Source organism: Ligilactobacillus salivarius (assembly GCF_035231985.1).
Lineage (GTDB): Bacteria > Bacillota > Bacilli > Lactobacillales > Lactobacillaceae > Ligilactobacillus > Ligilactobacillus salivarius.
On sequence record NZ_CP117984.1, the window covers coordinates 182,218 to 204,629 of the forward strand.

General features: G+C 31.6%; 24 protein-coding genes. 16 read left to right on the forward strand and 8 right to left on the reverse strand.

From position 1 onward, the window contains the following. The first annotated feature begins 182 nt into the window (after positions 1 to 182). The 10 genes from PTA89_RS09840 to pflA all read left to right on the forward strand — a co-directional run bounded on the left by PTA89_RS09840 (position 183) and on the right by pflA (position 12,195). Entirely contained in the window at positions 183 to 455 is a 273-nt protein-coding gene (locus tag PTA89_RS09840; protein WP_225355960.1) for a helix-turn-helix domain-containing protein, read from the forward strand. A 527-nt stretch (positions 456 to 982) separates the two neighbouring features. After that, the gene (locus PTA89_RS09845; protein WP_324177476.1) at positions 983 to 2,617 is read left to right on the forward strand and encodes a peptide ABC transporter substrate-binding protein; all 1,635 of its coding nucleotides are present in this window, start codon (positions 983 to 985) and stop codon (positions 2,615 to 2,617) included. A 261-nt stretch (positions 2,618 to 2,878) separates the two neighbouring features. Continuing rightward, complete coding sequence (gene sufC, locus PTA89_RS09850; RefSeq protein ID WP_003702968.1) at positions 2,879 to 3,658, forward strand: Fe-S cluster assembly ATPase SufC; 780 nt, start codon at positions 2,879 to 2,881, stop codon at positions 3,656 to 3,658. 12 nt (positions 3,659 to 3,670) lie between these two features. After that, on the forward strand, positions 3,671 to 4,921 hold the full coding sequence (gene sufD, locus PTA89_RS09855; protein ID WP_003699479.1) for a Fe-S cluster assembly protein SufD: 1,251 nt from the start codon (positions 3,671 to 3,673) through the stop codon (positions 4,919 to 4,921). Then, complete coding sequence (locus PTA89_RS09860) at positions 4,908 to 6,134, forward strand: aminotransferase class V-fold PLP-dependent enzyme (protein WP_324177529.1); 1,227 nt, start codon at positions 4,908 to 4,910, stop codon at positions 6,132 to 6,134. The genes sufD and PTA89_RS09860 overlap by 14 nt, the downstream gene beginning before the upstream one ends. Next, on the forward strand, positions 6,131 to 6,580 hold the full coding sequence (gene sufU, locus PTA89_RS09865; RefSeq protein WP_003706789.1) for a Fe-S cluster assembly sulfur transfer protein SufU: 450 nt from the start codon (positions 6,131 to 6,133) through the stop codon (positions 6,578 to 6,580). Before PTA89_RS09860 ends, sufU begins: the two co-directional genes overlap by 4 nt. Next, positions 6,573 to 7,976 (forward strand): Fe-S cluster assembly protein SufB, encoded by a 1,404-nt coding sequence (gene sufB / locus PTA89_RS09870; protein WP_003699483.1) that lies wholly within the window; start codon positions 6,573 to 6,575, stop codon positions 7,974 to 7,976. The genes sufU and sufB overlap by 8 nt, the downstream gene beginning before the upstream one ends. A 192-nt stretch (positions 7,977 to 8,168) precedes the next feature. Next, a complete protein-coding gene (locus tag PTA89_RS09875; protein WP_003706788.1) occupies positions 8,169 to 8,753 on the forward strand; it encodes a VIT1/CCC1 transporter family protein in 585 nt (194 codons plus the stop codon). Between the two features lie 311 nt (positions 8,754 to 9,064). Continuing rightward, positions 9,065 to 11,332, forward strand: a complete 2,268-nt coding sequence (pflB, locus tag PTA89_RS09880; RefSeq protein ID WP_003706787.1) for a formate C-acetyltransferase — start codon at positions 9,065 to 9,067, stop codon at positions 11,330 to 11,332. A gap of 26 nt (positions 11,333 to 11,358) precedes the next feature. Next, positions 11,359 to 12,195, forward strand: coding sequence for a pyruvate formate-lyase-activating protein (gene pflA, locus PTA89_RS09885; RefSeq protein WP_081531053.1), 837 nt, complete (start codon positions 11,359 to 11,361; stop codon positions 12,193 to 12,195). 85 nt (positions 12,196 to 12,280) lie between these two features. Here the strand turns inward: pflA and PTA89_RS09890 are convergent, their stop codons facing one another. The 4 genes from PTA89_RS09890 to PTA89_RS09905 form a co-directional block, all read right to left on the reverse strand. Further along, positions 12,281 to 13,159, reverse strand: a complete 879-nt coding sequence (locus PTA89_RS09890; protein WP_003708476.1) for a patatin-like phospholipase family protein — start codon at positions 13,157 to 13,159, stop codon at positions 12,281 to 12,283. A 257-nt stretch (positions 13,160 to 13,416) separates the two neighbouring features. After that, positions 13,417 to 13,719 (reverse strand): hypothetical protein, encoded by a 303-nt coding sequence (locus PTA89_RS09895; RefSeq protein WP_003699490.1) that lies wholly within the window; start codon positions 13,717 to 13,719, stop codon positions 13,417 to 13,419. A 585-nt stretch (positions 13,720 to 14,304) separates the two neighbouring features. Next, positions 14,305 to 14,694 (reverse strand): hypothetical protein, encoded by a 390-nt coding sequence (locus PTA89_RS09900; protein WP_003699492.1) that lies wholly within the window; start codon positions 14,692 to 14,694, stop codon positions 14,305 to 14,307. Between the two features lie 19 nt (positions 14,695 to 14,713). After that, positions 14,714 to 15,940: a ParM/StbA family protein gene (locus tag PTA89_RS09905; protein WP_324177477.1), complete on the reverse strand. Its 1,227-nt coding sequence runs from the start codon at positions 15,938 to 15,940 to the stop codon at positions 14,714 to 14,716. A gap of 451 nt (positions 15,941 to 16,391) precedes the next feature. Between PTA89_RS09905 and PTA89_RS09910 the strand changes: the two genes are divergently transcribed. The 3 genes from PTA89_RS09910 to PTA89_RS09920 all read left to right on the forward strand — a co-directional run bounded on the left by PTA89_RS09910 (position 16,392) and on the right by PTA89_RS09920 (position 18,520). Next, on the forward strand, positions 16,392 to 16,589 hold the full coding sequence (locus PTA89_RS09910; RefSeq protein WP_003699182.1) for a hypothetical protein: 198 nt from the start codon (positions 16,392 to 16,394) through the stop codon (positions 16,587 to 16,589). A gap of 298 nt (positions 16,590 to 16,887) precedes the next feature. Continuing rightward, on the forward strand, positions 16,888 to 17,085 hold the full coding sequence (locus PTA89_RS09915) for a hypothetical protein (protein ID WP_223686953.1): 198 nt from the start codon (positions 16,888 to 16,890) through the stop codon (positions 17,083 to 17,085). A gap of 664 nt (positions 17,086 to 17,749) precedes the next feature. After that, the gene (locus PTA89_RS09920) at positions 17,750 to 18,520 is read left to right on the forward strand and encodes a Fic family protein (protein WP_164480351.1); all 771 of its coding nucleotides are present in this window, start codon (positions 17,750 to 17,752) and stop codon (positions 18,518 to 18,520) included. A gap of 644 nt (positions 18,521 to 19,164) precedes the next feature. Here the strand turns inward: PTA89_RS09920 and PTA89_RS09925 are convergent. The 3 genes from PTA89_RS09925 to PTA89_RS09935 form a co-directional block, all read right to left on the reverse strand. Further along, complete coding sequence (locus tag PTA89_RS09925; protein WP_095759049.1) at positions 19,165 to 19,593, reverse strand: helix-turn-helix domain-containing protein; 429 nt, start codon at positions 19,591 to 19,593, stop codon at positions 19,165 to 19,167. Between the two features lie 18 nt (positions 19,594 to 19,611). After that, the gene (locus tag PTA89_RS09930) at positions 19,612 to 20,166 is read right to left on the reverse strand and encodes a helix-turn-helix domain-containing protein (protein ID WP_095759569.1); all 555 of its coding nucleotides are present in this window, start codon (positions 20,164 to 20,166) and stop codon (positions 19,612 to 19,614) included. A gap of 442 nt (positions 20,167 to 20,608) precedes the next feature. After that, complete coding sequence (locus tag PTA89_RS09935; RefSeq protein ID WP_095761270.1) at positions 20,609 to 20,965, reverse strand: hypothetical protein; 357 nt, start codon at positions 20,963 to 20,965, stop codon at positions 20,609 to 20,611. 211 nt (positions 20,966 to 21,176) lie between these two features. On the opposite strand from PTA89_RS09935, the gene PTA89_RS09940 reads away from it, so the two are divergent. Together PTA89_RS09940 and PTA89_RS09945 are read left to right on the forward strand one after the other, a co-directional pair. Next, positions 21,177 to 21,338: a hypothetical protein gene (locus PTA89_RS09940; RefSeq protein WP_157905544.1), complete on the forward strand. Its 162-nt coding sequence runs from the start codon at positions 21,177 to 21,179 to the stop codon at positions 21,336 to 21,338. Then, positions 21,323 to 21,487 (forward strand): hypothetical protein, encoded by a 165-nt coding sequence (locus PTA89_RS09945; RefSeq protein ID WP_157905545.1) that lies wholly within the window; start codon positions 21,323 to 21,325, stop codon positions 21,485 to 21,487. Before PTA89_RS09940 ends, PTA89_RS09945 begins: the two co-directional genes overlap by 16 nt. 162 nt (positions 21,488 to 21,649) lie before the next feature. On the opposite strand, the gene PTA89_RS09950 is transcribed toward PTA89_RS09945, so the two are convergent. Then, a complete protein-coding gene (locus PTA89_RS09950) occupies positions 21,650 to 21,976 on the reverse strand; it encodes a ribbon-helix-helix protein, CopG family (RefSeq protein ID WP_094372101.1) in 327 nt (108 codons plus the stop codon). A 114-nt stretch (positions 21,977 to 22,090) separates the two neighbouring features. Between PTA89_RS09950 and PTA89_RS09955 the strand changes: the two genes are divergently transcribed. Next, positions 22,091 to 22,267 carry a hypothetical protein gene (locus tag PTA89_RS09955; RefSeq protein ID WP_157905546.1) on the forward strand — a complete coding sequence of 59 codons (177 nt, stop codon included), beginning with the start codon at positions 22,091 to 22,093 and terminating at the stop codon, positions 22,265 to 22,267. Positions 22,268 to 22,412 lie beyond the last annotated feature (145 nt).

Here is a 22,412-nt window from a genome sequence, read left to right on the forward strand (position 1 = left end):
TGCTAGCCATGATGTGCTAGTCTGATTCAGTAGTCTAATAAGTCCAGATACAAGAGTATCCCACGTAAGCCAATACGCGTCGGTTTACATAATTTTTAGTCAATGCAAATTTTGCGTTGGCTATTTTTGGTATTAAATGTTCGAGGTATGTATAATTAAATTGAGGTGATTTCGTGGAGCCAATGTATATTTCGATAAATTCAGAAAAAACTGGTGCTAATCTAAAAAGTTTATTCAAAAACAATGGGTACAGTGTACGTGATATTCAATCAGTTATGGGATTTGAGAATCCGCAATCCATTTATAAATGGTTATCTGGTAGCTCACTACCTAGTTTGGATAACTTAGTCATTCTCAGTAAGGTTCTACATACCACAATCGAAGACATCCTCGTTGTTGACGGGGATGTTGTTTTTTTATTCCATTTAACTTGGACCATACATTTAAATAGATAATAATTGAAAGGAAACATATAGAATAAATCATTATATTTTAGAAATGATAGATGATTTAAATGATTCTAAATTGGAACGAGCAAGTAATTTAGCTGAATCAGAGAGTTTATTAAATAAGTAATATTATTTTTGCCAAAAATTAGAAAATGCAAACTTATAATTAAAATTTATTGACAAAAGTATAGTAAGGTTATATGATTTGATTAAAGAAATGAGAGGAGTGTGAATATTATGTCAAAATTTATCAATACACAATGTTGTTGTTTAGTAACATGTTGTCCAGTAGGCAACATGGATTTTGGCATGCAGAAAATTAGATTCACACTTCCAAGATTGGATTAAACTGTATATATTTATTATCGGTACCGATGCAGATTAATTTAATCAGTTAGATTATATGAGATAATAATAACTGGACTTGCGATTCTAATTTTTTGGAGTTGCAAGTCCTTTTTGTTTATCTGGAAGGATGGATGATGAACTGTTTATAGATTAAAAACACATCTTACATAAAGGAGAAAATAAAGATGAAAAAAATTAAAGCAATTATTACTGGAATATTTATAAGTTTAACCGCAGTTTTGTTAGTTGCATGTGGAAAATCTACTAGTGAAAATTCTAAACAAATTTTAAATTTAAGTACAACTGGACCATTAGATACTATTGATATTTCTAAATCTACTGGTTATGGTCAAACAGGAAATGTTTTTGAAAGCTTTTATCGACTAGGTAAAGATGGTAAAGTAACCCCTGGACTAGCTAAGAGTGGTCAGGTTTCACAAGATGGCAAAACATGGACTTTTACTTTGAGAGATGCAAAGTGGAGTAACGGTGATAAGATTACTGCTCAAGATTTTGTATATTCCTGGAGAAGAACAATTGATCCTAAGACAGCTTCGCCATATGCTTATTTGTTCTATGATGTAAAGAATGCTCAAGCTATTAATGAGGGTAAAATGTCAGCTGATAAGTTAGGGATAAAGGCTGAAGGTGATAATAAGGTTGTTATTACATTAGATAGACCTATATCATATTTTAAAGTCTTAATGACATATCCATTATTTGGACCACAAAATGAAAAAGTAGTACAAAAGTATGGTAAGAAATATGGAACTAATTCTAAATACATGGTGTATTCAGGACCATTTAAAGTTAAAGATTGGAATGGTACTTCGGATAAATGGTCATTTGTAAAGAACAATCAATATTGGGATAAAAAAGTAGTGAAACTACAAAAGATTAATTATCAAGTAGTTAAGAATACCAATACAGGCTATCAATTATTCCAACAAGGCAAGTTAGATTTAACACCATTATCTAGTGAACAAGTTAAGAATTTACATAACAAGCCAGAATTCAAACAATACTCTTATTCTTACGTTGCGTATCTAGACTACAACTTTAATGATTCTAATGAAGTAAATCGTAAAGCACTAAATAATAAAAATATTAGGTTAGCTCTATCATTAGCAATCGATAGAAAGACACTTACAAAGAAAGTCTTCGGTGATGGCTCTAATGTACCAACTGGATTTGTAGCATCTGATTTAGCTTCTAATCCAAGCACAGGTAAAGATTTCGCAGAAGAACAAAAAGTAGATAATACGGTTGATTATAATGAAAAATTAGCTAAGAAATATTGGAAGAAGGGATTACAAGAAATTGGTGAAAAGAATTTAAATTTCACAATTTTAGCTTCTAATGAAATGGCTAATAATGATGCCTTAACTCAATATTTACAATCACAATATACAAAGGTACTACCGGGAATTAAGATTTCTGTGCAAAACATTCCTGGAAATAGTGCATTATCTAAAGCTCGCAAAGGTAACTATGATATTTATGTATCAGGTTGGGGTGGAGACTTCAAAGATCCAATCACATTCATGCAAATTCCAGTTACAGGAACTTCGTACAATTATGGAAAATATTCTAATAAAGAATATGATGCTTTAATTGAAAAAGCGCAAAATGAAGATGCCAATGATGCTAATAAGCGTTGGGAAGATTTAGTAAAAGCAGCTCGAATCTTTAATGCTGATCAAGGGGTAACGCCTCTATATCAACAAACAACATCTTATATGCAAAATACCAAAGTAAAGGGTATTATTCAAAATACTGCAGGTACACAATGGAACTACAAATACGCTTATATTAAATAGGTAAGAACTCGTCTAGAATGATTTCTAGGCGAGTTTTTAAGTTGCGCTAAATAATTTGTATAAGAGTATTGATTATGTTATATGTAAGCGTTATTCTATATTTGTAAACTTATTATAAAGATTATTACTTAATTACAAATAAATTTAAGGGAATATATTGTAAAAATACTTAAATCCAATCGTTAAGTTAAGTAATTTGTCTTATAATGTTATTGATAAGAAAATTCCAGGAAAGGTAACTATTTTATAGTGGTGATTTAAATGTCAGTATTAGAAGTTAAAGATTTACATGTAACTGTTGAAGGAAAGGAAATTTTAAAGGGCGTTAATTTAAAGATGTCGACTGGTGAAATTCATGCAATTATGGGTCCGAATGGTACTGGGAAATCAACACTTTCTTCAACTATTATGGGAGATCCTGCTTACAAGATTACAAAGGGAGATATTTTATTGAATGGTAAAAGTATCATTGATTTACCAGTTGATGAACGTGCTAGAATGGGACTATTTTTAGCGATGCAATATCCACAAGAAATTCCAGGAGTAACTAATGCAGAATTTGTTAAGAGTGCGATCAATGCTCGTCGTCCCAAAGATGATCCGATTCCTTTAATGGATTTCATCAAACGTTTAGATGAAACATTAGAAACATTGGATATGTCTGAAGAAATGGCTGATAGATATTTAAACGAAGGCTTTTCTGGTGGTGAAAAGAAACGTAATGAAATTATGCAGATGATGATGATCAGACCTGAATTCGCAATATTAGATGAAATTGACTCTGGACTAGATATTGATGCACTTAAAGTTGTTTCTCGTGGTGTCAACCAAATGCGTGGCGATAATTTTGGATCTTTGATTATTACTCACTATCAAAGACTCTTGAACTACATCGTTCCAGATTATGTACATGTTATGATGGATGGTCAACTTGTCAAAACTGGTGGCCCAGATTTGGCAATTCGTTTGGAAAAAGAAGGATACGCAAAACTTCGTGATGAACTTGGTCTAGATATTAAATTAGTTGATGAAAATGCTTAGGGGGCTTATACAATGAAACAATTATCCATAGATGAATTGATTGAACTTCGAAAAGAGCCCGAATGGTTTAGAGCTAAGCGAAATGAAGCTAAACAATTAATTGAAACTACTAAATTGCCTAGTTTCCAAAAAATTAAGTATCATGACTGGGATATAAATGTTGATGGGACGAGTGTAATTGATGATCAACCTAAATTTGATACTAACGCTGATGTCTATCAATATGCTAGTAATAAGGCACAAATTAAGTTACCATCAGAATTTCTTGATAAGGGTGTAATTGTCGAAGACTTTGAAGATGCTTTGATTAATCATGAAGACATTATGAAGAAATACTTTATGGAAAAAGGATTAAAAATGGACGATAATCGCCTGTTAGCAGAACATGTAGCAAATCTTCAAAGTGGAGTTTTGGTTTATGTACCTAAAAATGTAGACTTAGAAACACCATTAACATGCGAATATATTCAAAATTCACGAGTTGAGGAAGATTATGTTCATCATGTACTAATTGTTACAGAAGCAAATAGTTCACTATCTTATGTAGAACGTTTAAAAACAGATGGTGATAAGAAAAATACAGCTAACATCGTAGTTGAAGTTATCGCTGGTGATGGAAGTCGAATTCACTTTGCTAGTGTCGATAATTTAAGTAAGAACACAACTGCCTATATGAATCGTCGTGGATACTTACAAAGAGATTCCAAGATTGACTGGGCAATGGGTATGATGAATTCTGGTTTAACAATCGGTGATTTTGATTCTGATTTAGTTGGCGATGGCTCTCATGCTGAATTAAAAGTCGTAGGTATTTCAACAAGTGATCAAATTCAAGGAATTGATACACGAGTTACAAATATTGGAAAGAATACGATCGGCCATATCTTACAACATGGTGTTGCTTTAGATGCATCCGAACTAACTTTCAACGGCATTGGACATGTAATGAAGAGAAGTAAAGGCTCTGATGCACAACAAGAAAGTCGTATTTTAATGTTATCTCCACAAGCTAGAGGGGATGCTAATCCAATTTTGCTAATTGATGATAATGATGTTACTGCAGGACATGCGGCAAGTATTGGTCGTGTAAATCCTGAACAATTATATTACTTAATGAGTCGTGGCTTACAAAAACGTTTAGCTGAAAAATTAGTAATTAGAGGTTTCCTAGCTCCTGTTTTAGATGAAATACCTTTGAAAGAAATTCGCAATGAGTTTAGTGAATTGATTGAAAGAAAGGTAAGTTATGATGAAGAAAACTAGTGATTTAAGAAAAGATTTTCCTCTTTTAGAAACTAAAATGAACGATCAGCCTTTAACTTACTTAGATAGTGCAGCTACTTCGCAAAAGCCTAAGCAAGTAATTGACGAAATTGCTGACTACTATAATAATTACAATAGTAATATTCATCGTGGTGTCTACAATTTAGCAGTCGAAACAACTGATAAATATGAAAATGTAAGACATAAAGTGGCAAATTTTATTAATGCTTATCGCGATGAGGAAGTACTTTTTACCAAGGGAACAACTCAAAGTTTGAACTGGATAGCACAAGGTTATGTTAGATATAACTTACATGAAGGCGATGAAATTGTTACCACCTATATGGAGCATCACAGTAACATTGTTCCATGGCAAGCAATTGCACAAGAAAAGAATCTAAAGGTAAAGTATGTAACTTTAACTGAAGAAGGCAAACTTGATTTAGACGATTTAAAGCAAAAGATTACTGATAAAACAAAGATTGTAGCAGTTACTCATGTTTCTAACGTTTTAGGAACAATTAATCCAATTAAAGAAATTGCAGCTATTGTTCATCAAAGTAATGCAATTTTAGTAGTTGATGGTGCTCAATCTGTACCACATTTGCCGGTAGACATGCAAGATTTAGAGGCAGACTTCTATGTATTTTCGGGACATAAGATGTTAGGACCTACTGGAATTGGTGTTCTATGGGGAAAGTATGAACTCTTAGAAAAAATGCATCCTTTAGAATATGGTGGAGAAATGATTGACAGTGTAACAACTGAAAAATCAACATTCAAAGAGATTCCTTGGAACTTTGAAGGTGGAACGCAAAATATTGAAGGTGTACTAGGTCTTGGTGCAGCGATTGATTATTTGGAAGAAATCGGAATGGAAAATGTGGCTCGGAACGATGAGGACTTACAAAAGTATGCACTTGAAAAGTTAGCTAATATTAAGACTATTGAAATTTATGGTCCCAAAGATCCTGATCAAAGATGTGGAGTAGTATCCTTTAATTTGAAAGGTATTCATCCCCACGATGTAGCAACTTTTTTAGATGCTGATGGAATTGCAGTTAGAGCTGGTCACCATTGTGCACAACCACTTATGGATTGGTTAGGTGTGAGTGCTACTTTGAGAGCAAGTTTCTATTTTTATAATACTTATGAAGAAATCGACAAATTAGTAGATTCTCTAAAGAAAGTAGAGGAATTTTTCCAAATATGAGTAATTTAAATAATTTATATCGACAAGCAATTTTAGAAGAAGCTAACCATCCACGACATAAAGGTAAATTAGAAAATAAAAGTGTTGAAGTTGAATTGAGAAATCCAACTTGTGGCGATGTTATTACCTTAACTGCATTAATTGAGGATAATAAGATAAAAGATATTGCTTTTGATGGCTATGGTTGCACAATTTCTCAATCATCCGCAAGTATTATGACAAATGAAGTATTAAATAAAGACTTCGATACAATAAAAAACATGGTATTGTCATTTTCCGATATGATTACAAAAGAAGTAAAACCTGATAGAAAAGTTTTAGGTGAGGCAATAATTTTAGAAGGGGTTAAACAATTCCCAGCTCGAATTAAATGCGCAATGTTATCATGGAAGGCAATTTATCAACTTATTGAGAAGTATGAAGGAAAGGGTGAAAAGAATGATTAGTGAAGATATAAAAGACATTGGTGGCCAATATAAATATGGCTTTAAAGATGATATTGAACCAATATATACAACTGGTGAAGGTCTTAGTGAAGAAGTTGTAAGAAATATTTCTAAAGCTAAAAATGAACCTGAATGGATGTTGGATATTAGATTGGCTGCTTATGAAAAGTACAAGACTTTGAAGATGGCTAATTTTGGACCAGATTTGTCAGAATTGGATTTAGATCATATTAATTATTTTAGACGTGATACTGATACAGTAGCTAGAAAATGGGAAGATGTTCCACAAGAAATTAAAGATACCTTTGATCGCTTAGGCGTACCAGAAGCTGAACGTAAATATTTAGCTGGTTCTTCTGCTCAATATGAATCAGAAGTTGTTTACCATAATATGAAAGAAGATTTTGCCAAAAAAGGTATCATATTTATGGATACAGATTCTGCAGTTCAAGAATATCCGGAATTAGTAAAAGAATATTTTGGAAAGTTAATACCAGCAGATGATAATAAGATGGCCGCGCTTAATACTGCTGTTTGGTCTGGAGGAACATTTATTTATGTGCCTAAGGGAGTGAAAGTTGAAACACCTATTCAAAGTTACTTCCGAATTAATGCCGGAAATTCAGGACAATTTGAAAGAACACTAATCATTGTCGATGAAGGTGCTAGTGTTAACTATGTAGAAGGTTGTACAGCTCCTAATTATTCACAAGATTCCTTACATGCGGCAGTTGTTGAAGTAAATGTTTTGAAGGATGCTTATTGCCGTTATACAACAATCCAAAACTGGTCCAACAACGTATATAGTTTGGAAACAAAACGTGCCAGAGCTTTGGAAAATGCTACTATGGAATGGGTAGACGGTAACCTTGGTTCTAAAGTAACTATGAAATATCCAAGTATCTATTTAGATGGTGAAGGTGCACATGGAAATATGTTATCTATTGCATTTGCGGGCAAAGGTATTGACTCTGATACTGGTGCAAGAATGATTCATAATGCTAAGAATACATATTCGTCAACTGTATCAAAATCTCTCTGTAAAGATGGAGGAATTGCTGACTATCGTGGGTATGTAAGGTTTAATAGAGATAGTGATGGTTCGTTTGCGCACGTTGAATGTGACACTATCATTATGGATGATGAGTCTTCAAGTGATACAATTCCATTTAATGAAGTATTAAATAGTAATGTTTCAATGGAACATGAAGCTAAAGTTTCTAAAATTTCTGAAGATCAGCTTTACTATTTGATGAGTAGAGGTATTTCTGAAGAAAAGGCTACTGAAATGATTATTATGGGATTTGTTGAACCATTTACTAAAGAACTACCAATGGAATATGCAGTCGAATTGAATAGATTGATTGAGTATCAAATGGATGGTAGTGTAGGTTAATTATAAAAAAGCATGCTTTTTAAGTATGCTTTTTTATATTATTGTGAAACATGTATATAATTATAAATTTTGCTAAATTAGTACTAATTACTCATATGATGTATAATTTAATCGTAATGAAAGCGGTTTATATAATTTAAATATGTATATAAAAACGGTATTATTTTTATATTTCGTGAGGAAGTGTACAAATTGAAAGTTACGTATGTATTGAAAGTTAAGACTAATTTTTTTTGGGATAGCTTAAATGTTATAAGGGCTAGTATTTTAGGTGCCAATGATGGGATTATTTCAGTATCTGGAATCGTGTTAGGTGCTGCAGGGGCTAATCTTAATAGTAAGACCCTTTTAATCAGTGGTTTGTCTGGCATGCTAGCTGGAGCTTGTTCAATGGCTGGTGGAGAATGGATATCTGTAAGTACCCAAAGAGATATTCAAGAAAAAACAATGGAAAGACAAAGTCAGTTGGAAAATGAAGACTGTGAAAATTGTCCGATAAAATTGCAAAAGAACGATATCTTAATGCCGTTTCATGCTGCAGCCAGTTCTTTCTGCTCATTTATAATTGGGGCAATGATTCCATTATTGACGATGATTCTAGCAAGACCAGAACATCGCGTGGTATTTACATTAATTGCGATGATTGCCTCATTATCAATTAATGCAGTAGTTTGTACACACAACTCTGAGGTTTCAACTAGCAAAACAATTTTACGAAATGTTATAACCGGATTGTTAACGACGTTAGTTACCTTTATTTTAGGGGCGTCAGTATAGATACTTTTAAAGGTCCTATACCTAAATTTTATTGGGTATAGGGTCTTTTTTTGTAATTTTAAGAAATTCTAAAATAAAATTAATGAAATTTATATTTTGATACATAAATCACATTTTTAAAGTTTATAAACTGTTGTCAAAAATATTGTCATATTAACATTTATAATGATTAAAATAAATGATAGCGTTTATAATATTTTTTGAAAATAAAAAACATTGTTAACGATTTTTCATTGAATTTAATTTAACTAAGGTGTAGTATTAACAGTGTAGAAAACGTTTTCTTAAAAATCACAAAGGAGGCTTTGGGTATGGTTGAAAAGACTCAAATGCAAAACGTTGATGTAAAAGATGCTTGGGAAGGATTTAGAGGAAAAGAATGGAAAGAAGAAATTGATATTCGTGAATTTATTCAAGATAACTTCACTCCATATGATGGAGATCAATCTTTCCTTGAAGGACCAACCGAAGCTACAACGAAGTTAAACGATAAATTAATCGACTTAAAATTAAAAGAACGTGCACATGGTGGACCTCTTGAAGCTGATACAAAAGTAGTATCAACAATTACATCTCATAAACCAGGTTATTTAGACAAGTCATTAGAAAAGATTGTTGGTTTACAAACAGATAAACCTATGAAACGTGCACTTATGCCATATGGTGGTATCAGAATGGCTAAAGGTGCTTTGGAAGCTTATGGATTTAAGATTGATCCAGAAACAGACTTCGTATTTGAAAAGCTATCTAAGACACATAACCAAGGTGTATTTGATGCATACACAAGCGAAATCATGAAAGCTCGCCACAACAAGATTATCACTGGACTACCAGATGCATATGGTCGTGGCCGTTTGATTGGTGACTTCCCACGTGTTGCATTGTATGGTATTGATCGTTTAATCGAAGAAAAGAAAAAAGATTTGGAAAATTGTGGCGATGGTGAGATGACTAACGACATAATCCAAATGCGTGAAGAGATTTCTGATCAAATCAAAGCCTTAAATGATATGAAGATTATGGCTGAGTCTTATGGCTATGACATTTCCAAACCAGCTACAACAGCTAAAGAAGCAATTCAATGGTTATACTTTGGATATTTAGCATCTATTAAACAACAAAATGGTGCTGCTATGTCTATTGGTCGTATCGATTCATTCATCGATATTTACATTGAACGTGATATGAAGCGTGGTATTTTAACTGAAAAAGAAGCACAAGAATTAATTGACCAATTCACAATGAAATTGAGAATGGTATGCTTCATTCGTACACCAGCTTACAACTCACTATTCTCAGGTAACCCTATCTGGGCAACATTATCAATTGCTGGTATGGGCTTAGATGGACGTCACCATGTAACTAAGACATCATATCGTTTCTTAAATACATTGCATAATATGGGTGCCGCACCAGAACCAAATATCACATTACTTTGGTCTGATCGTTTGCCTGAATCATTTAAGCACTATGCTGCAAGTGTATCTATTGCAAGTTCTACAATTCAATACGAAAACGATGACTTAATGATGAAGACATGGGGAACAGACTACTATGGCATTGCTTGCTGTGTATCTGCACAACCAATTGCAAATGGTATGCAATTCTTCGGAGCTCGTGCAAATCTAGCTAAGGCTGTATTGTATGCTATCAATGGTGGTAAGGATGAACTTACAAAACAACAAGTAGGTCCTGCATACGAACCAATTAGCTCAGAATACATTGACTACGATGAATTCATGAAGAAATTCGATGACATGATGGAATGGATTGCTGATATTTATGTAAATGCTTTGAACACAATTCATTACATGCATGACAAGTATTACTATGAATCAGCACAAATGGCATTGAAAGATACATTAGTAGATCGTAGCTTTGCTACAGGTATTTCTGGATTGTCTGTTGCTGCTGACTCAATTTCAGCTATCAAGTACGGACATGTTAAAGTAATTCGTGACGAAGATGGTATTGCTGTTGACTTTAAAGCAGATCATGACTTCCCTCGTTATGGTAACGATGATGATCGTGTTGACGATATTGCTGCATGGCTTGTTAAGGAACTATTTACTAAGATGAGCAAGCATCATCTATATCGTGGAGCTAAGTTAACAACATCCGTTCTTACAATTACTTCAAATGTTGTTTATGGTAAGAACACAGGTACTACTCCAAATGGTCGTCAAAAGGGTGAACCATTTGCACCAGGTGCTAACCCAGCATACGGAGCAGATACAACAGGTGCTTTAGCATCATTATTATCTGTTGCTAAATTACCATACAAGTATGCTACAGATGGTATTTCTAATACATTTGCTGTAACACCAACAACATTGGGTCATGATGAAAAGATGCAAGAAGATACATTAGTAAACATGATCGGAGGCTATATGAGAAAAGATGGTCATCATTTGAATATTAATGTATTCAATAGAGATACTTTATTAGATGCTCAAGCACATCCAGAGAAGTATCCAACATTAACAATTCGTGTTTCAGGTTACTGTGTATACTTTGCTGATCTAACTAAAGAACAACAAGATGACGTTATTGCAAGAACCTTCCATACTTCAATGTAATATTTAGAAGAGAGTAGGTGGAGAGAATGAGTGCTAATCCTTTATTGAATCCAGTTCCAACTAAAGACGGTCATGTCGTAGGCTATGTACATTCTTTGGAAACTTTTGGGGCTGTCGATGGACCAGGTATACGTTTTGTCGCTTTTATGCAAGGTTGCCATATGAGGTGTAAATTCTGTCACAATCCGGACACTTGGAAAACAAGGGTAGGTTCACAAATGACGACTGAAGAAGTTCTAAATAAGGCACTTCCTTATCGTAGCTTTTGGGGCGACAAAGGTGGAATAACTTTATCAGGTGGTGAAATTCTATTGCAAATAGATTTTGCACTAGAGTTATTCAAGATGTGCAAGGAAGAAGGTATTAGCACTTGTTTGGACACTTGTGGACAGCCATTTACAAGAAGAGAACCTTGGTTTAGTAAGTTCAATGAGTTAATGGACTATACCGACATTCTATTAGTTGATATCAAGCATATTAATTCGGACGAACATAAGAGATTAACCGGATTCCCAAATGATAATATTTTGGATATGTGCGAATATCTTTCTAGCATAGGGAAACCTGTTTGGATTCGTCATGTCCTTATCCCAGGCATCACGGATAATGATGAATACTTGAAACAATTGGGCGAGTATGTTAAGGAAAATCTTCATAATGTCGAAAAATTTGAAGTATTACCTTATCATACAATGGGCGTTCATAAGTATCATGAAATGGGTATCAGATATCGTCTTGAAGGTGTTGAGCCTCCTACGCCAGAAAGAGTAAAAAATGCTGAAAAACTGCTAGAAGTAGATAGATATCAAGGATATAAAGATTGGTATCCAGGCATTAATACTTTGGATCAACAACCAAGCTAGCTAAATTGGCAAATATAAAATAAAAACATGGTATCGCTTAGTTTTGCTAAGTAGATACCATGTTTTTTAGTTTTAAAATGTATTTTTAGTCATATAGGGGTTCACTTTTTTGAAGATAGTTAAGCATTGCTTCAAGATTACTTTCAGCATCATTTCTACCTATATTATAGAGTTCAGTCATCTTTTTAGTATTGTGTTCAAGCCTACCAACTTTAACTGGATCCTTGGGTGCTAAACAAAAAATTTCGTCGTTGTGTTCAAGTTTATTTAAAACTTCAACAGAATGATTATACATTTCAGGGCGTCTGATAGCCGTTTTAACGAATTCTGGGTATTCCTTGAAGCTATTACTGTAGAGGCGTTTTAAAGCAAAACTAGTAGGCTTTTTGCGATAATCACGTGGACGAGTACGAACAACTACAATTTTTTGAAAACCCATTTTTTGAGCGATATCAAAAGGGATAGAGTTAGCAATACCACCATCTAGACAAAGTCCTTTAGAAGTATTATGTGGCTTTGAGATGAAAGGCATAGATGAAGAAGCTTCTAAAGCATCAATTAAGTCTTGGCCAGGTTGGGGATTACGTAGCGTCACAGCTTTTCCGCTTTCTAGAGAAGTAGCTACAACAATAAAATCAGTTTCAGACTTTAAATAAGCTTTATTATCGAAATTATGCCAATCTAATCCATGATCATCAAATAAGAAATCTAAGTTAATAATACTTTCATGCTTAAAAGGGCGTGCTAAAGAGATATAGTCATGATCTTTACGGTATTTAACATTTACATTATAAGTTCTTTGATATTGTTTTGAAACGAAATTAGCACCATTTAGAGACCCTGCAGAAACTCCAATAACACAATCAAATTGAATATCATGTTCCAAAAAGGTATCTAGAACGCCAGAAGTATAGAGGCCACGCATTGCACCACCTTCTAAAACTAGAGCTGCATTGTAATACATGTAACCATTCCTTTCGAAAAATAACTAGAATTAATATAAACCTAAAAAGTAGAGATAGCAAGAATACAAAGGAATAATAAGAGAATTTAAATATTTAATTAGCCAAAAACAATGCAACTGTAAAATATTTAACAAAAAAACAATCTCTATCATTAAAATAGAGATTGTTGACAGCCAAATCTTTAATCAATTAAGAATACTTAAGTATATCCAAGATAAGTATTAAAATAACAACTTAATTTAATGCTTATAATCACTTATTCGACGGTTTTCATATATGATAATGCGTCGATACCCCTTAATGGTAAATAACTAGAACTAATATTGGATTCATCAATATTAAGAACATAGTCTTCTTGAATGTTTGTAACTAAGTGAGACAAATTGTTAATTTGTTCAGATTCAAAGCGGTTAAAGGATAAATTACGCTTTTTCTTCATAGCATCTTCTAATGCACGGGAAATTGAAATATTTAAGTAATGTCCAGTTTCACTGTTAGAAATACGCCATTCAATCTTATTTTCGTCATTGTTTAACTTGCTAATAATAATTTTATTCATATATAATTACCACCTTAATAAATGTAAATGCTTTCCCTAACTTACAAGTATAACTCTACTCTTATTTACGAATAAAAGCAAGGGTAAAATTGAAAATATAAGTAAATAATTGTTTTTACTTATTTAAAAAGTTGAATATCCATATAATATAAGGATTGGTATGTTAATATAATTGTTTTGATAAAGGATTATTGAATGGAATCAGTTATATAATACAAATTTGCCTTTAAAAACAACAGATCGTAGACAGATTATTAAAATCAAAATTAGGAAATTAATTTCCAATAAAATAAAAAGTTATTTTAACTTTCTGAAAAAATATGATTTTACTTATTTAAACTCAAAAATGATCAAATACTGTCAAATAAGGAAAAGATAGGATTTAACAGTATATAGTAAATTCAAAAAATAGTAATTAATAACTATTGACTCAGAACTTAATCAGAACTCAAAATTCTCAGAATTTAACAAAAAACAACAATTAATTAGATAAAAAAACATAGGAACCTTTCAATTCGGTAAAGCCTAGCAGTAGCTAGGTTATTTTTTTGCAATAAAAAAGCCCTAGACGGCTCTAGGACTTACTTATTTATCAAATTTTGTAGATAGCATAGATAAATCTATACCAGTAGTATTATCTGCTTTTTCATTCAATAACGCTTCACGTTCAGCTTGTAGATCAGCTAATTTTTGATTCACATCATCAAGCTTTTGTTGATGTGCAGTATCAGCAACTTTCTCTTCATTGAAGTTGGATATTACTTGTGAGGCTTTCTCTGAATATGCAGAGGTGCTAGCAGCTTTCTTAATCAAAGCTTCTGTAAAATCACCATCACCAACTAATTCAAGCGCTAGCTTAATCAAATTTCTAATTGAAACACTTTTATTATCTTGCGCATCCATCCATTCACGATATATACCATCAACAGTGATAGTGTATGATTTGGTTGAAGGATCCTTTGTTGGTCTAGCCATAAATTATCACTTCCTAATCTTATTTAAGTACATTTAAGACTAATTCTAGTCCTTTCTCATTTAAAATTTGTGCATAAGACTTATCAATCCAAATTACAGGTACGTCAATACCTCCAGAGAAGTCTTTCATTTTTTGAGCCAATTTTTGACGAAGTTTAGTCTGTTCTAACATAGGAATTGATCCTCCGCCATAAACATATAGAACTTCAACATTTGCTCCAGCTTTTCTCATAGTTTTACTTGCGGCTTCAACAATCTTATCTGCGAAGGGTGCTAATTGTTCAAACACAGTCTGACGTACCTTATTTTGCATTCTCTTAGCTAAAGGGGATACGTCTTGGGATAAGTAATCCTGTAACTGTGAACGGGCCTCAAAATTCATATTTTGCGTTTGTAAGACGTCAATTGCATCTTGTAGTGCATTTCCATAACCATTGGGTAAGCTAGTTGATGAGACGGCATTAGCTTTACCGTCTTTAATAACAACTAGATCTGTTGTTCCTTCACCAATATCTATACCTAATAAGTTTCTGATTTTGACTAAATCAGTTACTTCAATCTCTGTAGCTAATTCGGGATAATTTTTAGCAAAATCTTTCTTAATTAATCCCTTTAGTTTGATATCACTATTTTGAATATAAAGTTGTGCTACTTCGCCTTCTAGAGCAACATAAACTTTGTTGAAGGTTAGAGATACAGTGATAGGATCTTTTAGATTATGGAAGACTACAGTATGTTTACTATTAACGTATTTGTTAATATAACTATCAACAATACCATTCTTTTTACCCTCAGATACAGGTAGAGCAGTAGTCATATTAACTTCAGCATTAAGTTGTTCAGATAAATCTTCACCATTTTCAACAGCTAAAGCAACACGTTGAGCTGCAATCATACCTAAAGTTAGAATGATAGATAAATCATTATCTGATTTGCCTGTAAAATCATTAACGTCAAAAGCTCTCATAGGTAATGAGCTTTTGACAGCAGCAGTTCCCAGTAAGAAACGGCCTTGAGTTTTAACAGCTGAACTAGAAACAGTTATATCCATGTGATTAATCATATCAGATAGATAACTTAATTTTTCCTTCTCTGAATCAAACTCAACAGGCTTTGCTATATCTTGTTCACGTTGTAGTGCTAGCACTGAAGGAAAATGGATTTTAGTATCATTAACCTTAGCTTTTACACTACCGTAACCTAAATCATTTGCGACATTCATCTTTACAACATTATTTTTTGACATAGAAATTACCTCTTTCTATATCAATATCAATCCACCTTTAATTATACATAAAATAAATTTAAAATCAATAATAAATGTTTGTTAAATGTATATAACTGTTTTTAAATGTTATTAATTGATTTTGTAATTAACAATTTGATGTTATAAAGTGTGTTATAATATTATTTAATGTTTTCAAACGTATCTATGTGGTTTTGAAATTATAAAGAAAAAATAGGAGAGTAGAAAAAATATATTGATTTTGTTATAATCAAGTAGACATAGAAATTACTTTTGAGTGCTGGATAATTGTTCAGCACTTTTTTTAATATTTTATAAAAGAAAAGATTATTTCCATGATATAATATTTTTGGCGAAAGTTAGAAGACGGTGGTGAAGTTCCTTATGAAAGGATGTGGTGCTTATGTACCATTTAATTTTGATCCTAAAAGAAAGGAGGATTCACCCGCCTATGATGCTCATAGTTCATTGGTTGAGCGAAATAGGTGCGATTCTTTGGGCATTAACTGGTGTAATGATAGTTTTGGCTAAATTAATTTCAGCTATTACTCATTGCGAATGTAAACTAGTTACCATGTTAGATTTAGCTTTTAAAGTTAAGAAAGCGTGGAAGAAGCTCAAAGATGACAAAAGAAAAAACCGTCAGTAACTTTTGGCGAAGGACTGAAGGTTTTAAAATATAGTATTTAGTTTATCGCCACCGTCTTAAGCGGTCGCCACTAGGGTCAGGAATTCCAGTTCCTGACTCTTTTCATATACATTATAACACAAAATAGTTTACAAAAACTATTAACTTTTTATGCTGCAATTTATGAAAAGTAAGATACTTCCATGATATAATATTTTTGGCGAAAGTTAGAAGACGGTGGTGAAGTCCTTTATGAAAGGATGTGGTGCTTATGTACCATTTAATTTTGATCCTAGAAGAAAGGAGGATTCGCCCGCCTATGATGCTCATAGTTCATTGGTTGAGCGAAATAGGTGCGATTCTTTGTGCATTAACTGGTGTAGTGATGGTTTTGGCTAAATTAATTTCAGCTATTACTCATTGCGAACTTAAACTAGTTACCATGTTAGATTCAGCTTTCAGAGTGAAGAAAGCATGGAAGAAGCTCAAAGATGACAAAAGAAAAAACCGTCAATAACTTTGGTAGGGAATTGACGGTTCCATACTGTTAAAATAATCTCACCACCGTCTTAAACGGTCGCTACTAGAGTCAGGAATTGCAGTTCCTGGCTCTTTTCATATACATTATAACACAAAATAGTTTACAAAAACCATTAACTTTTTATGCTGTAATTTATGAAAAGTAAGATACTTCCATGATATAATATTTTTGGCGAAAGTTATAGGACGGTGGTAAACTTCTGGACGGAAGGAGCTGATGCGTATGAACGTATCTGTAAAATCTGGAAGAAAGGAGGTTTACCAACCTTTGCTAATAAGCATAGGTTCATTACTTGGGTTCTTGTCAATTTGGCTTATTAAACCAGTTACTAACTTTATCATCAGTTGTATAGAACTGGTAAATGCTATTGCGGATTTACTAGAAGCTCTAGTGAAATTACGTAATATTTGGCATGAATTTTCGAGCAAAAGAAAAAACCGTCGGTAACTTTGGAGAGTCCGATGGTTTTGGTTAACTACTAAAAACTATGTCTTGCCACCGTCTTAAGCGGTCGCTACTAGAGTCAGGAATTGCAGTTCCTGGCTCTTTTCATATACATTATAACATAAAAATAGTTTACAAAAACAGTTATTCATTTTAAATTGTAGTATAGACAGAAATTTTAGTGAGGAGGGATAGCATGTCGAGAGATAATACAGCTTTAGCAAAATTCATTACATCATTAGGTAGTTTAAATAGTTATGGAAGTACAGTTCTACAAACAAAAAAGGCATTAGATACTAACTCAACTAAACCATTGAGACAAGATAATGATGATGTGGCAATCTATACAGATGCACTAAATGGAATTAAAGCAATTCAAAAAATCGGCTTTACAGTAGATGGAATAATAGCAATCAACAAGGAATTTAAGAGTGATTCAGATGAAGAACCCAATATGCCAGGACATTTAAGGAATGCTTATTACAATGAAGATGATAGAATAGCAATTATCGTTGATCAAAACACTCAACAAGCATACTATCCACCAGAAGTAATATCCAGAATGGACTTAGAGAATATCGTTAATGAATTTAATGGCTCAGAAAAAACGGAAGAAGACGCTTGGAAAGTTTTTGCTAAATTGAGTAAGCTACAACCTTTTCAAGATGGAAATAAGCGAACAGCTTTAATTGCTGCTAATGCTGCGCTTAATACATGGGAAAAAGAGAATTATTTGGTGTTACCTTTTAATGATTTAGATAGAGTGGAATTTACTATCAATTTAATGAGATATTACATTGCAGCTGATTCTGAAGAAGAGAATAAAGCATTTAAAAAGATGATAAGTACATTACCAACTCAAAGAGAAGTATTATTGCACAAGCCAATTTCTGATGATCTGAATGAATTGGATAATGTAAAGACTACTGTCATTAAGTCAATGTTTCGTAAGCATAAAGATAGATGATTGTTTTATCATTCAAAAAAGAGCTATAAACGCCAATACAATCAACGTTTGTAGCTCTCTTCGGTGCTAATTAATTATAAGTTAAAAGCCACAAGGACTATTCATTTTCCTAGACCTTGATTTTAGCATAAATTGGATATAAAAGCTATTAAATAAAGTGCTTTAATATTGATTAGAAGTAACTGATTTATAAAACTAAACAAAACTATAATTTTTTTGTTTTATATTCGCTTATGAATATCGTGTTGAATGCTAGTAATAAATAGGTCTAATATAAAATAATTTTAAATGTTATTAAATACAATAAAACTTAATATATGTTTTATAACTTTTAAAATAACTATATTCAATTTGTTTGTTATTTATAAAAATGTTTTAAAATATTATAAAACATTTATAAAGCTTTTAAACGTTATGGATTTATAAAGTTAATTTGTATAAATATTATTAAAACTGTTTTTAAACATTATTAAACTTATTATTTCATTTTATGATTTTTACTCTTAATTATTAATTTATATCACTATTTTAGAATAGATATTAGATTTACTTTTTAAAATTAAATAAAAAGTTAAACGTAGTACAAATTTGCACTATGTTTATTTTTTTAACTATTTATGATGTTTTAATCCTTACTTTGGTGTTTAAAAAATAACATCATTTGTATTTTTTTGTGAGTTATACAAGAGATCTGAATATTCTCTGATTTTATTCTTATTTGAACTATTGAGTTTATAGTAGCTTTTAATCTCTAAATCAATATGTGCAGAATTTTTAAGAAAATCTATATAGTCGAGAACTAATTTCTTGTTTTCTGCAGAAAGTAAGTTTATGTTCCTAATTAACGTAATATTGCTTTTATCTAGGAAGGTCGCATCATTTCCATAAAGAGATTCAGGTGGAATATTCAAGTATTTACATATCTTTAAAAAATTATCAATACCAGCATTGCTGATACCTCTCTTTAACATAGATACTAAAGTAGTATATGGCATATCAATATTCTTTGCGAACGCTCTAAGACTACCATATCTATCTTTTATTATTGTACGTAAAAATTCTTCCCTATTCATAGTTATTCTCCTAAAGTTCTAATTATTATTTTGATAGCCTAAAAGCCAAAAAGCATCAACATCTAAAGCTTGTGCTAGCGAGTAAATAGCACCTGGTTTAGCTTTATATTTTCCCTTTAAATAATCAGTTATAGAAGCACGGCTGAGACCAGAACGTCTAGCTAGTTCAGCTTGAGAGATTCCTTTATTTTCAATAGCAATCTTTAATCTACTTTGGAAATTATTAATATTATTTTTAACAAGTTCATCATAAGCATTCAGAGATACTAAGATTGTATAAAGTGTTAGATCGTTGATAGTTAAGTTGTTTTTTTGAGCGTATACTTCCAATATAGTATGTAGCTCAGCATCAATAATTAAATTAATCTTAGTACTCCTGTCTTTAGGAATTGTGGAAATGTTAATGGGTGTTGCATCAGCAAGGCTAAAGAAAGATGAATTCAAATATGAATATAAAGAAATTTTCATGAAGGTGTTAGATGTAATGTTTAATTTATTTGCAGCATAGATTAAATTTTCTCTTAACTCTTTAGGCATTCTAACAGTTATTTTGTAAATTTTATTCGTATCCATAATATCATCCTTTATAAAAAATATTTTTAAACAAAAATATCATAGTTTGTGATTTTTACAATAATTGCCATTGAAATTCGTATTAAATAAAAATTTAAACGTAGTACAAATTTGTACTATGTTTATTTTTTTAACTATTAACAATTAAAATCTTACATTTGATCAATTATTTTGAAGAAGTCAATAAAAATAGCAATTTTTTATTTTAGATATCTGAGTAATAAAAAAATATCCTAAATAATATTTATAAAATATAACTCCTATAAATTTAAAATATGACAGAAAAACTTGCAGCTGTCATCAGCTATGTAAAAATCAAATTGTAGGAAGGGAGGAATGTATTTTGTGGCGAAACTTTGTACTTCATTTTATTTAAGTTAGATTTGTTATATCAGAAAGGAGGAAATTAAAAAACGCTCTACAAATGTAGAACGTTATAGAATTAATTATTTCTATTTTTAGTTAATTTAACTAGCGGAACGTAGTAATCAAGCGCATGCAGAGAAGCATAGACCACTAAATCGGTTATAGATAAATTATACTTATCAGATTGTCTTTGCAAAATTGTGTATGTCCAATTATTGACAGTAAAATTTATTCTAGCATCTTTTTCTTTAGGTAAATCAAACTTATCAATATCTGGTAATTCAGGAACATCTAAATATTTAAAAATTGCTATTCGTAGGAAAGAAGTGAGAGTAAATCCTAAATCATTAGCAGTATTTTTTAAATTATCCTTAAGTTCATCTGGCAATCTGATTGTAAGTTTACGACTATTTTCAATGCTGATAACTCTCAACTCCTTTATTAAAGTAATCTAAAATGAATTTCTTTGAAAATTATACCATATAATTGATATTTCAAAAAAGAAGTTAAAAAAGGTAAATTGCAAAGAATTTTATAAAAATATATTTGACACAAAAAAGGAGTCGTAGTAATATGTAAGTGAATAAAATCGAACTCAAAAAATGGGTCGAAATATTGTTCAGATAGTCTAAGGAGGTTATTTGATGAGTAATGAGAATAAAAATATAACAATAAGAATTCCTGTGGATTCTTATCGTAATTTAAAAAAAATTAGTAAAGGTACGCATTTAGCAGTTAATTCTCTTATAGTTATGGGACTTTTAAAAAAATATAAAGGAGAAGAAAAAGTATGGAAGAAAAAGTAAAAAGAACATTGGTCTTGCCAAAAGTTTTATATGAAAGATTAGAAGTCAAGGCTAATGAAATGGGAATAACAGTGAATTCATTAATTTTATATCACATTTATGAAATGATTGATGACTATTATGACGAGTTTGGAACTTTTTTTGATTAATGTAGATTGTATGTTGGAGTTCAGGTGCTAAATCAACTAAAAAGTAACCAAATAAGGCGGTGGTTCAAATGAATAAAGGAGATGTAAAGAAAATAACGCTTCGCTTACCTTTAGAGGTAAATGAAGCGTTAAAAGAAATTAGTGAAATAACCTCAATAAATGTTAAAGATCTAATTTTGTTAGCAGTTCTGAATAATAATCGAAAGTTTTTTGAGCAGCAAAAACAATTAGTGAATTAACTGAAGTATGGTTATTTTTAGCTTGATTTTCAACTATTGAAAATAGCAAGTCATTCAATTTAATTGATGATCTTACGTAATCATTGCTACTTACTTTGAGTTGTGAATATTCTGGAATATTATCAACAACTACATATTTTAGGATTGCAGTTCTAATCATTTCAGACCTAGTAAGACCTAAATTGTCGGCAAGCTCTGTTAGATTATCTGCTAATTCTTTAGGTAATCGCATAGTGATAGTATGTGTCATGTATTTCACCTCAAAGAAATTATAACATAAAAGTAATTATGTTTTTTGACACTCAATGAGTGATATGATAATATAAATGTGACACTTGATGAGTGATATAAAGGAAGTGTTTAAATGGAAAAAATAAGAAGAACAGTTATTATACCTAAATTTATGTACAAGCAAATTAAAGAAGTTGCTAATGCTACCAATAATTCAGTGAATTCTGTAATTTTGTTATCCTGTATAGAATATGTAAGTAAATTTAATGAAGATTTTGGAGAGCTTATTAAAGAGCAAAAGAAAAAGTAGAGTGCAGGTGCTAAGTAAGGGTTCGATTCCCTTAACTCTAATAGCAGCTTGGATGTAAGCTGTGAAAAGTATTTTTTTATTATTCTTGGTTTGTATGACTGGTGTTTAGTTTACTAGGTTAGTTCGATTCTAACTATACAAATAT